This window comes from Tardiphaga sp. 841_E9_N1_2 (genome assembly GCF_051811065.1).
In the GTDB taxonomy this organism is placed as follows: Bacteria; Pseudomonadota; Alphaproteobacteria; order Rhizobiales; family Xanthobacteraceae; genus Tardiphaga; species Tardiphaga robiniae.
In genome coordinates, this window is record NZ_JBPWQC010000001.1 from 370,334 (window position 1) to 382,398 (window position 12,065).

Annotated in this window: 9 protein-coding genes; 3 read left to right on the forward strand and 6 right to left on the reverse strand. The window is 61.3% G+C overall.

Annotated features, from left to right (window positions below):
• Window positions 1-15: 15 nt before the first annotated feature.
• The gene (locus tag AB8A50_RS01665; protein WP_439076540.1) at window positions 16-1,326 is read right to left on the reverse strand and encodes a UDP-glucose dehydrogenase family protein; all 1,311 of its coding nucleotides are present in this window, start codon (window positions 1,324-1,326) and stop codon (window positions 16-18) included.
• 178 nt (window positions 1,327-1,504) lie between these two features.
• On the opposite strand from AB8A50_RS01665, the gene AB8A50_RS01670 reads away from it, so the two are divergent.
• The 3 genes from AB8A50_RS01670 (at window position 1,505) to ahcY (ending at window position 5,739) form a co-directional block, all read left to right on the forward strand.
• Window positions 1,505-2,860: a hypothetical protein gene (locus AB8A50_RS01670; RefSeq protein WP_089268228.1), complete on the forward strand. Its 1,356-nt coding sequence runs from the start codon at window positions 1,505-1,507 to the stop codon at window positions 2,858-2,860.
• Window positions 2,861-2,920: 60 nt separating this feature from the next.
• Window positions 2,921-4,114 carry a methionine adenosyltransferase gene (gene metK, locus AB8A50_RS01675; protein WP_089268239.1) on the forward strand — a complete coding sequence of 398 codons (1,194 nt, stop codon included), beginning with the start codon at window positions 2,921-2,923 and terminating at the stop codon, window positions 4,112-4,114.
• Window positions 4,115-4,317: 203 nt separating this feature from the next.
• Entirely contained in the window at window positions 4,318-5,739 is a 1,422-nt protein-coding gene (ahcY, locus tag AB8A50_RS01680; RefSeq protein WP_439076541.1) for an adenosylhomocysteinase, read from the forward strand.
• A 246-nt stretch (window positions 5,740-5,985) separates the two neighbouring features.
• Here ahcY and AB8A50_RS01685 read toward each other — a convergent pair whose 3' ends face one another.
• From AB8A50_RS01685 to AB8A50_RS01705, 5 genes are all read right to left on the reverse strand, one after another.
• Window positions 5,986-6,882 (reverse strand): hypothetical protein, encoded by an 897-nt coding sequence (locus AB8A50_RS01685; RefSeq protein WP_439076542.1) that lies wholly within the window; start codon window positions 6,880-6,882, stop codon window positions 5,986-5,988.
• 329 nt (window positions 6,883-7,211) lie between these two features.
• Window positions 7,212-8,237, reverse strand: a complete 1,026-nt coding sequence (locus AB8A50_RS01690; protein ID WP_439076543.1) for an LLM class flavin-dependent oxidoreductase — start codon at window positions 8,235-8,237, stop codon at window positions 7,212-7,214.
• A 79-nt stretch (window positions 8,238-8,316) separates the two neighbouring features.
• Window positions 8,317-9,015, reverse strand: coding sequence for a fumarylacetoacetate hydrolase family protein (locus AB8A50_RS01695; protein ID WP_439076544.1), 699 nt, complete (start codon window positions 9,013-9,015; stop codon window positions 8,317-8,319).
• A 78-nt stretch (window positions 9,016-9,093) separates the two neighbouring features.
• Window positions 9,094-10,896 carry an ABC transporter ATP-binding protein gene (locus AB8A50_RS01700; RefSeq protein WP_439076545.1) on the reverse strand — a complete coding sequence of 601 codons (1,803 nt, stop codon included), beginning with the start codon at window positions 10,894-10,896 and terminating at the stop codon, window positions 9,094-9,096.
• Window positions 10,897-11,142: 246 nt separating this feature from the next.
• Entirely contained in the window at window positions 11,143-11,952 is an 810-nt protein-coding gene (locus AB8A50_RS01705) for an outer membrane protein (protein WP_439076546.1), read from the reverse strand.
• Window positions 11,953-12,065: the final 113 nt, after the last annotated feature.

The window sequence follows — 12,065 nt, forward strand, 5'->3', positions numbered from 1 at the left end:
CCTGACGATGAGCTCTCAGGACTTGCCGCGGCCCACGCTTTCATAGGTGAACCCGGCCTTCTCCATCTCCTCGGGACGGTAGATGTTGCGCAGATCCACGATGACCGGCTGCTTCATCTTCTGCTTCACTTGCGCGAGGTCGAGTGCGCGGAACTGTTCCCATTCGGTCACAATCACCAGCGCGTCGGCGCCAGTCGCGCATGCATAGGCATCGTCGCAATAGGTGATATCCGGCAGTTCGTGCCTGGCCTGTTCCATGCCGACGGGATCGTAGGCCTGCACGGTCGCGCCGAGATCCTGAAGCGCGGTGATCAAGGGGATCGACGGCGCCTCGCGCATGTCGTCGGTATTGGGCTTGAATGTCAGTCCGAGCACGCCGACGGTCTTGCCGCGCAGATTGCCGCCAAGCGCGGCAGACACCTTCCGGGCCATGGCGCGCTTGCGGTTATCGTTGACGGTGAGGACGGCCTCGACGATCCGCAACGGCGCGTCGTAGTCCTGACCGGTCTTCACCAGTGCGCGGGTATCCTTCGGAAAACACGAGCCACCGAAGCCGGGACCTGCATGCAGGAACTTCGCGCCAATGCGGTTATCGAGACCGATGCCACGCGCGACGTCCTGGACATCCGCGCCGGTCCGCTCCGCCAGATCAGCGATTTCATTGATGAAGGTGATCTTGGTCGCGAGGAACGCGTTGGCGGCGTATTTGATCAGCTCGGCCGTGCGCCGACCCGTATACATGATGGGCGCCTGATTGAGATAAAGCGGGCGATAGATCTCCGAGATCACCGTGCGCGCGCGCTCGTCGTCGGTCCCGACAACGATGCGGTCGGGATGCTTGAAGTCGCGGATCGCGGCGCCCTCGCGCAGGAATTCCGGGTTTGACGCCACGGCGACGTCGGCGTCGGGATTGGTTTCCCTGATAATACGTTCCACATCGTCGCCGGTGCCGACCGGCACGGTCGACTTGGTGATCACCACGGTAAAATCGCGCAGGTTGGCGGCGATCTCGCGTGCGGCAGCGTGGACGTAGCTGAGATCGGCGTGGCCATCGCCGCGGCGGGACGGGGTTCCGACCGCGATGAACACGGCATCCGCCGTCTTCACGGCTTCACTGAGGTCGAGACTGAAGCCGAGCCGGCCGCTTTTCACATTGCTGGCCACCAGCGCGTCCAGGCCGGGCTCGAAGATCGGGATCTCGCCACGGAGCAGGGCGTCGATCTTGCTGCTGTCCTTGTCCACGCAGATCACGTTATGGCCGAAATCGGCGAAGCAGGCGCCGGACACAAGGCCGACGTAACCGGTGCCGATCATCGCAATGCGCATGGAGAAAGCCCGTTTTGAGTGATCGAGAGGCGAGAATTTGAACTTGGCACATCCTAGCAGAAGCGCGCGACTTTCACACGACGGCAGGCCGATCGAAGGGGGCATTTCATCTGTGGGCAGACTGTGATAAAGAGTGGGCCAAGCATAATTCTGCCCACTTCCGGTCACATCCCCGCACATGAAGAACGATCAGATCCTCGGAATCATCTCGGATTTCTGCCGACAGGCGGAGATGGCGGAATCGACCTTCGGTCGCCGGGCCGTCAACGACGGCAAGCTGGTGAATCGCCTGCGTGAGGGAAAACGCATCACCATCGACACGCTGGAGCGGATTCAGGCCTTCATCGCCCAGTCGATGCCGGAGGGCGTGCCGCCGCCACGCGGGCTGGAGCCGCCAATCGAACGTCGCGATCCGCGCAGCAATTTCCGCTTCTTCGAGAACCGGCAGAAATACCTGCTGTTTGTCCATACCTGCTCGGAAAAGCGGGTCATTGCCGATCGCGTCGGCCTCGAATTGGCAAGCATCCATCCGCGCCCGCCGGCGCTGCGGGTGTTCGATGCGGGCGTCGGTGACGGCACGGTGCTGGCGCGGGTGATGCGCTCGATGCACGGCCGTTTTCCGCATATGCCGTTCTATATCGCCGGCAAGGAGCTCAGCCTCGAGGACGTCCGGCTGACGCTGGACAAGGTGCCGGATCGGTTGTTCGAACATCCGGCCACGGTCTTCGTGCTGACCAACATGCATTATGCCGAGGCGCCCACACTGACCCCGGCATCGCCGGCCGCCGCGGCCGCCATGATCTGGCACGAAGTTCCGCTGCGGGGGGCTTCGTCCGGCGAATTCGCCGACCAGATCGCCGGACTTGGAGCTTTTCTTGAGGACAACTGGCGGGCCAGCATCAACCCCCGATCAGGCATGCCGACCTATGAACGGCCCGTGGCGCTGGTGGTTTATCGCGAGGATCACCGGTTCCTGCTGGATTCTATTATCCCCCGCGCAGGGCGCACGGAGGCCAATTTTGACCTGATTATCGCCTCCCAGCCCTATCGGGCGAAGTCTTCGGTACAATTTCGGGCCAAACGGATCATGGCGCCGCTGGCCCGGGCTCTGCGGGCAGGTGGGCGACTGATCGGTATCCACTCGCATGGGCAGGACCCCGGTATGGAGATCGTCCAAGCCGTCTGGCCCAAAGAAAACCCTTTCGCCGTGAGCCGTCATGAGCTATTGCGCGCAGTGAAATACGAGCTGGGCTCAGCCGGCCGCGATCTGAACTTCAATGCCTATTCCGACCAGCGGTCGATCTTTCGCTACGCCATGGAGGCGCTGCCGAACGAGGTGACCGGATCGATCGGAACTTCGACGGCTTTTGCAGCGTGGAACGCGGCGGTTTACGTGGCTCAAATCGAGGATGACCGTTTGACGGAAGTGACGGAGAGCGGCCGTTACCTGGATGCCACCCGAGAAGTTTTGCGCAAGCACAACGGTCTCTGGTTCTACGACGAATCCTACGTCATCTCGCGGCGTCGCGACTGACATTTCTGGAACAATGTGACAAAGGCTGCCGGGCTCCGGCGCAACCTAGAGGACCAGTTGATGCGCGCGTCTTATCTCTTCACCAGTGAATCGGTTTCCGAAGGCCATCCCGACAAGGTCTGCGACCGTATCTCCGACGAGATCGTCGATCTGTTCTTCCGCGAAGGCCCGAAGGCGGGCATTGATCCTTGGGATATTCGCGCTGCCTGCGAAACCCTCGCCACCACCAACAAGGTTGTGATCGCCGGCGAGACCCGCGGTCCATCCACCGTCACCAACGACCACATCGAAGCCGTCGTTCGCGCCGCCATCAAGGACATCGGCTACGAGCAGGACGGTTTCCACTGGAAGACCGCCGACGTCGAGATTCTGCTGCATCCGCAGTCGGCCGATATCGCACAGGGCGTCGATGCCAAGCAGCCGACCAATGCCGAAGAAGGCGCTGGCGACCAAGGCATCATGTTCGGTTACGCTACCAACGAAACGCCTGAGCTGATGCCGGCACCGATCTTCTACGCGCACAAGATTCTGCGCCTGATCTCGGAAGCCCGTCATGCCGGTACCGAAAAGGTGCTCGGTCCGGACTCCAAGAGCCAGGTCACCGTGCAGTACGAAAACGGCAAGCCCGTTGGGGTGCGCGAAATCGTCGTCTCGCACCAGCATCTCGTTGAGGACATGACCTCGAACCAGGTGCGCGAACGCGTCGAGCCCTACGTCCGCAAGGCGCTGCCGGATGGCTGGATCAGCGACAAGACGATCTGGCACATCAATCCGACCGGCAAGTTCTTCATCGGCGGTCCCGATGGCGACGCAGGCCTGACCGGCCGCAAGATCATCGTCGACACCTACGGCGGCGCAGCTCCGCATGGTGGCGGTGCATTCTCGGGCAAGGACTCCACCAAGGTGGACCGTTCGGCCGCTTACGCTGCGCGTTACGTCGCCAAGAACATCGTTGCCGCAGGCCTCGCCGACAAGGCGACGTTGCAGCTCGCTTACGCCATCGGCGTGGCGCGCCCGCTGTCGATCTATGTCGACACCCACGGTACCGGCAAGGTCGCTGACGATGCCATCGAGAAGGCCGTTGCTGCCGCGATGGACCTGACGCCGCGCGGCATCCGCAAGCATCTCGACCTCAACAAGCCGATCTACGCCCGTACGTCGGCCTACGGTCATTTCGGTCGCACGCCGGATGCCGACGGCGGCTTCTCCTGGGAGAAGACCGATCTCGTCGATGCGCTGAAGCGCAACGTCTGATCTTACTTTCCCTCTCCCCCGGCGAAGCTTTGCGCAGCGGGAGAGAGTGCCTTCGCGAAGCGAAAGCGGGAGAGGGACTACGACCAGCCCCCTCTCCGAACCGAATGTCGTGACCGTCTGTGCAGCCCTCTCCCGCGAGGGGAGAGGGCGCAATTATGAGCGTCCGCGAGAACCTCTCGCACTATAGGAACAAGGATTCAAATATGACCGCCCCCAACGGTTTCACCGACTACATCGTCAAAGACATCAACCTCGCCGCCTTCGGCCGCAAGGAGCTCTCGATCGCCGAGACCGAGATGCCAGGCCTGATGGCGACCCGCGAGGAATATGGCCCGAAGCAGGTGCTGAAGGGCGCCCGCATCGCCGGCTCGCTGCACATGACCATTCAGACCGGCGTACTGATCGAGACGCTGAAGGCACTCGGCGCCGACATCCGCTGGGTCTCGTGCAACATCTATTCGACCCAGGATCACGCCGCGGCCGCGATCGCCGCTGCCGGCATTCCGGTGTTCGCCATCAAGGGTGAAACTCTGACCGAATACTGGGACTACACCGCAAAACTGTTCGACTGGCACGGCGGTGGTCACCCCAACATGATCCTCGATGACGGCGGCGACGCCACCATGTATGTCCATCTCGGCCTCAAGGCAGAGAACGGCGACACGGCGTTCCTGGACAAGCCCGCTTCGGAAGAAGAGGAAGTTTTCTTCGCGCTGCTCAAGAAGCAGCTCAAGGAAAAGCCGAAGGGCTACTTCAAGGCGATCGCCGAGAGCATCAAGGGCGTGTCGGAAGAAACCACCACGGGCGTGCATCGCCTGTACGACATGCAGAAGGCCGGCACGCTGTTGTGGCCCGCGATCAACGTCAATGACTCGGTCACCAAGTCGAAGTTCGACAACCTCTATGGCTGCCGTGAATCGCTGGTCGACGGCATCCGCCGCGGCACCGACGTGATGATGTCGGGCAAGGTTGCCATGGTCGCCGGCTTCGGCGATGTCGGCAAGGGCTCGGCGGCTTCGCTGCGCCAGGCTGGCTGCCGCGTGCTGGTGTCCGAAATTGATCCGATCTGCGCGCTGCAGGCGGCGATGGAAGGCTATGAAGTCGTCACCATGGAAGACGCGGCACCGCGCGCCGACATCTTCGTCACTGCCACCGGCAACAAGGACATCATCACCATCGAGCACATGCGCGCGATGAAGGATCGTGCGATTGTTTGTAACATTGGTCACTTCGACAACGAGATCCAGATCGCGTCGTTGAAGAACCTGAAGTGGGACAACATCAAGCCGCAGGTCGACGAGATCACGTTCCCTGACGGTCACCGCATCATCATGCTGTCGGAAGGCCGCCTCGTGAACCTCGGCAATGCCATGGGTCACCCGTCCTTCGTCATGTCGGCATCCTTCACCAACCAGACGCTGGCGCAGATCGAACTCTACGCCAATAACAAGGATGGCAAGTACAAGAAGGAAGTCTATGTGCTGCCGAAGTCGCTCGACGAGAAGGTGGCGATGCTGCATCTCGCCAAGATCGGCGTGAACCTGACCAAGCTGCGCAAGGATCAGGCCGACTATATCGGCGTGAAGCAGGAAGGCCCGTTCAAATCGGATCACTACCGCTACTGAGTTCGGCGTGACGAACTGAATAAGAAAAGCCCCGGAGCGATCCGGGGCTTTTTGTTGATGTTCGGTACAAGCTTGGGCTCTCATCCTGAGGAGCGGTCGTCTTGGACCGCGTCTCGAAGGATGGAGACAAACGCATTACAGACGCGCGCTAAGAGCGCGCTCCTCACAATGAGGACGGAGTTATCTTGCACCGGATGTCGCTGCGCTCATCCGGCTACGCACTTCTTTCGTTTGAGGTTCCGACAGTCAGTTGTTCGCTGCGATCGCTGGTGATTTATAGAAGCTGTAGCCAAAGCCGGCCTTCAGGGTCCAGTTGGACGTCCGGCTATCTGGTTCCAGCGAGCCGTCGAGTGCCACGGCCGACGCGCCATATCGAAAGCTCAGAAAGTCAACGCCGGCGTTGGCATGCCATTCTCGCGTGATTGCGTAGTCCGCCGAGAGTCCAGCCATGTAGACGGCCGAACTGCCGAGGTCATAGGTCAACGGATCGATCGGCGCGCCACCGTTGAACGACGTCGCCATTTTTGGGGCGAGTGTCGTCCCGACCAAACCGGAGGCAGACAGAACTATCCGATCGGTCGCAGCCCACTGAACCAGCAAGCCTCCGCCGACATAGCCGTGCTCGTAAAGTTCGCTATATCCGAATGGTCCAGATCTGTTGCTAAGGTCGCGGTTCCAGCTGCGATAGCCTACTCCGAGATAGGGGGTGATCATCCAATTGGCTGCGACGTCGAATCCCTTTCCGAGCCGAATATCCAAAGTCCTGATATCGGCGCCGCTGCGATCCGCAGTCACGGGGCCGCCCGATGCCCCGTACTCGGTCCGTCCTTGGATCCATGTAAACGCGCCCATGACGTAGATGTTTGTCACATCGCCCATTGGCCCCATGGCAGATAGCCCAAGTTGAAGACCGGGTAGCCAGCCACGTTCACTGCTAAATCGCGGAATTGTCGGCGTGGTCTCGTAGTAGTCAACGCGATGTCCCACGATTCCCAAGCCGACCTGTGTATTGGCGATCAGGATCGGATTGATCCACGCGCTGGCATACAGAGGGGTCTTGACCAGTATATCGGCGGCGGAAGCATTGCCGCCGATCACCATCAGTACTGCACAGCACAAGGCACATTTCAACTTGGAGCCCATCGGGCGCCTCCTTGACCACACAATGCCTAAAAACCTAAGGTTGAATATAATTGTAATACACGTTATTCGTTTTGGCAACACGACAGCCGTAGCCCGCCTGAGTTGTAACCAGCATGAGTCAAACGATATGCGGGGTTGTCGAGATCGCCGAAACGCCGACCCCCGGATGTCGCTTCGCTGATCCAACTACAAGCTCGCTATTAGCGCAGACCCATCAACCGTCATTGCGCCGCGGCATTCCGGTTCTTCCTTTCCACAAACGAAAGAAGACTGGATTGCATCGTCGCAAGGGCTCCTCGCAAAGACGGCTGAGAAGACGCCGTTTTACCTCAGCCCAACATCTCCCGCACCATCGGAATGACCTTTGTTCCGTATAGCTCGATACTCGTCATCAGCTTCTCATGCGGCAATGGCCCCGCGCTGTATTTCAGATCGAAGCGCGAAATGCCGAGCGCCTTCGCGGTTTTCGCGATCTTCTTCGCCACGGTCTCTGGCGATCCCACATAGAGCGAGCCGTGTTCGGCTTCCTGATCGAATTCGCGGCGCTGCATCGGTGGCCAGCCACGTTCCTTGCCGATGCGGTCGCGCATCTGCTTGTAGTCGGGCCACAGTTCCTCACGCGCCTGCTCGTCGCTGGCGGCGACATAGCCCGGCGAATGCACGCCGATCGGCTTCACCGGTCGCTGAATCTCGCCATAGGCGCGGTGATAGAGATCGACATAGGGTTTGAACCGCTCGGGCTCACCGCCGATGATCGCCAGCAACAAGGGCAGGTCGTAGCGCACGGCGCGGACGACCGACTCAGGGCTGCCGCCGACGCCGATCCATGTTGTCAGATTGCCGGTCTCGACGGGCGGATAGACCCGCTGGTTGGTCAGAGGAGGGCGCGTGGCGCCGCTCCATGTCACTTCCGGCTCCGATGCCAGCAAAGCGAACAGGTCGAGTTTGTCTTCGAACAGCGTTTCGTACTGATCGAGCTTGAAGCCGAACAGCGGAAAAGATTCGGTGAACGATCCGCGGCCGAGAATGACCTCGGCGCGTCCGTTCGATGCGGCATCCACCGTGGCGAAGCGCTGGAAGACGCGGATCGGATCGTCAGAGCTCAACACGGTTACGGCGGATCCGAGGCGGATGCGTTTCGTGCGCGTGGCGATCGCCGCCAGCACGACTTCCGGTGCCGACACCGCGAAGTCGGCGCGGTGATGCTCGCCGACACCGAAGAAATCGACACCAAGCTGGTCGGCCAGCGCCGCTTCATCGATGACGTTACGGATCACCTGTGCGTGCGACAGCATCTCGCCGTCCGCACCGCGTGTGACATCGCCAAATGTATCGAGACCGAGTTCGAGAGGCATGAGCCGTTTCCCTGACGAGCGCTGAAACGAAAAAGGCCGCGCGTGACGCGCGGCCTTTCGCAGTAAAGGCGTGCGTGACTTACTTGGGTTTGGTGATTTCGAACTTCAAGGTGCCGATGCCGTCGACGCCGCATTCGACCTTGTCGCCCGGCTGAAGCGCCGCCACGCCGGCAGGGGTGCCGGTCAGGATGACGTCGCCGGCGCCGAGTTCGACCTGCAGCGAGAGCTTGGAAATGATCTCGGCGATGTTCCAGATCATCTCGGATAGGTCGCCCTTCTGGCGTTCGGTACCGTTCACCGAGAGCCAGATCTTACCCTTGGAGGGATGGCCGACCTTCGAAGCGGGCACCAGCGCGCCGGTGGGCGCCGACATGTCGAACGACTTTCCGATTTCCCAGGGCTGCTCTTTCTTGCGCGAGATGGTCTGGAGGTCGCGGCGGGTGAGATCGACGCTGACGCCATAGCCCCAGACGTGATCGAGTGCCTTTTCCGGCGAGATGTTGAGGCCGCTGCTCTTCAGCGCGACAACGAGTTCGACCTCGTGCTGCATGTCCTTGGTCAGGGTCGGGTAGGGGATCTCGCTGCCATCCGGCACGATCATGTCGGCGTGCTTGGCGAAGAAGAAGGGAGGGTTGCGCTCGTCATTGCCGAGTTCGCGGATGTGCTCGAGATAGTTGCGGCCCACGCACCAGACACGGCGCACCGGGAATTTCGAAGTCTCGCCCTGAACGGCGATGGCGGCCTGCGGTGGAGGAGCGATAACGAACGATGCGGTCATGGACGGCTCTCGGGCTGGTTGTGAAGGCTGGGATCAAAACGGATGCCGCGCTTGCGCGGCAGAAAACAGAGGCAAGTCTTACGCCGACGCATGAAGCGGTGCCAGCGGCGAAGCATCACGATGTTGCAAGCGGAAGAACGACGCGTAGCGTCCGCCACGGCGCAGCAGGTCGTCGTGGCGGCCGCGCTCGACGATCTCGCCGCCCTCGACCACAAGAATGGCGTCGGCGTGCATGATGGTGTGCAGGCGGTGCGCAATGACGATCGTGGTGCGATTCTGGCAGAGATGCTCGATGGCTTCCTGCACCGATTTTTCGGATTCGGAATCCAGCGCTGCGGTAGCTTCGTCCAGCAGGATGACCGGTGCGTTCTTCACCAGCGCGCGCGCAATGGCGATGCGTTGGCGCTGGCCGCCGGAGAGTTGTGCGCCATGCTCGCCGACCGGCGTCTCGTATCCGAGCGGGAAGCCCATGATGAAATCATGGGCGCAGGCGGCCTTGGCTGCCGCCACGATCTCGTCTTCCGTCGCGCCCGGTTTGCCGAAGGCAATGTTTTCGCGGATCGTGCCGCGGAACAGATAGACATCCTGGCCGACATAGGCGGTCTGGCCGCGCAGCGAGCGCCGTGACACCTGGCCGATCGACTGGCCGTCGATGGTGATATCGCCTTCGCTGACTTCGTAGAGTCGCAGCAGCAGCGCGAGCACGGTGGACTTACCGCCCCCTGACGGGCCGACCAGTGCGGTCACCTTGCCGGGCTCGGCGATGAAGCTCATGCGATTCAGGACGACCTCGGTGGGGCGATAGCGGAACGTCACGTCATGCAATTCGACGCGCGCATCGGTCAGCTTCAGCGCCGGTTTGTGATCGTCGTTGGGTTCGGAAGCCGGGCTGTCGACGATCTCCAAGAGCGTATGCGCGCCGATGATCTGACTGTTGAGATCGATATTCAGCCGCGCCAAGCGCTTTGCAGGCTCATAGGCCAGCAGGAACGCGGTGACAAATGAGAAGAACTGGCCGGGTGTCGCGCCCATCGCCACCACGCGATAGCCGCCATACATCAGCGACGCCGCGATGGCGAAACCGCCGAGGGTTTCCATCAGCGGGCTGGAGCGGCTGGAGACGCGCGCCATCTTGTTGGCGTTCTGCTCGACGGCTGTGATGCTCGCTTCCATGCGCTGCTGCATGGTCTGTTCGAGCGTAAACGCCTTCACGGTGCGGATGCCCTGCAGCGATTCCTGCATCACTTCCAGAATCTCGGTGGTGCCGGTGAACTGGTTGCGGGCGAGCCCCTTGATGCGCCGGACCAGCTTGCGCAGCACCAGCATCGCAGGCGGCGCCACCAGGAAGCCGAACAACGCCATATAAGGATCCTGCATCACCATCACGCCGACCAGCGCAATCAGCGAGAGCAGGTCGCGGCCGACGGCGTTGATCAGCAGGCTGAGCACCTGCGTCACCGAATTGGCGCCGGCGGTGAGCCGCTGCAGGAATTCCGACGAATGCCGCTCCGAGAAGAAGCCGATGCTCTCGTTCATCAGCTTGGCGAACAGCCGGCGCTGATTGTTCGCGACGATGGCGTTGGAGATCTTCGAGAGAATGACGGTATGGCCGTAGGTCGAGGCGCCCTTGATCAGAAAGATCACCACCACGAAACCCGAGAACAGCGCGATCCGCTCGATGCTCTTGTCCACATAGGCCTGGTTGATGACCTCGCCGAGCATGTAGGCGGCGCCCGCGGTGGTGGCGGCGGAGACGGCCATCAGCAGGAAGGCTAAGAGGTAGCGCCGCCAATAGGTGACCGCCTGTTCGGCGACCAGACGGCGGATCAGCGCCCAGGCGCCGTAGGGATCGTCAGTGACTTTGCGAGTAATCTTGGCCATCCGCGGTCCAGCGACGGCGCCGGGCAGGGATTTGCCGAGGCGTCAGGGTCAGCTTGCGAAACAGCCGCCTGATTGCCCGTTAAATCGCGGTTTTTCAAGCCAAAATCGGGCTTGCCAAGACTTTGTTAACCCGTTGGCCCGGTGGCGTCCGCCGCCGGATTCGGGCCGATTTGGTCCCAGAATCTCTCGGAAGCACGGCACGCGACGGGTACGCGCCGTGCTTCCGGTTGGCGGGGTGTAACCCGATCAGAACCGGTAATTCACACCCGCTTTCATGGTGTGGAACCTGGTATCGACCGCGATGCTGGAGTTGGAGGAGAAACCATTGGCGACGTCGTTGACGGCGGTGGAGAACAGCGTGCTCCGGCCGAGATCCACATAGAGATATTCGGTCTTGAACGACCACTGCGGGGCGAATGCGTATTCGAGGCCCGCGCCGGCGGTCCAGCCCCACTGTGTCTGGCCGGCTGACACCGCCGCAACCTGGCCGAGCACACCATTCGGGCCGGTCAGAGTAAAGTTCCCGTTGGTGTTGACCCGGCCATAGGCGCCGCCGCCGGTGCCGTACAGGAACACGCGGTCCCATGCATAGCCGAGCCGTCCGCGAATCGTGCCGAACCATTCGACTTCGGAGCCGGTGCCGAATGCCGCGGACGTGGTCACGCCGTTATTGTTCAGCGTCTGATTACCCTCGAAGCGGCCCTTGATACCGGACCACTGGAAGTCGGTCTCGATGCCGACGACGAAGCCGCCGTTGTATTGATAGTTGTAACCAGCCTGTCCGCCGCCGAAGAAACCGCTTGAGGTTAGGCTGAATTTACCCGCGGTGCTGGCAACCAGAGGATCAGTTTCGGCCTGCAACTGCCGCTGTGTAGCCTGAAATGGATAGTCGAACTTGTCGCCGCCGAAACCGGCATTGGCCCCGACATAGAAGCCGGTCCAGGAGAACACCTGGACGGGCGCGACTGGCGCCTTCATCGGATAGGGCATGTCGGCCGCAATGGCAGGAACGGCTGCACCGATAAGCAGTGCTGCGCCAGCGAATACTCTCTTCATGATCAGGCCCCTCAGTTTCTTGCTCTCGGCAAGTGATTTCCGATGCATCGCTGTCATCAGCGATCGCATGTGAAGTGTCGTCGGGCCAAGGCATCTGCGAATGATGCCGGGAC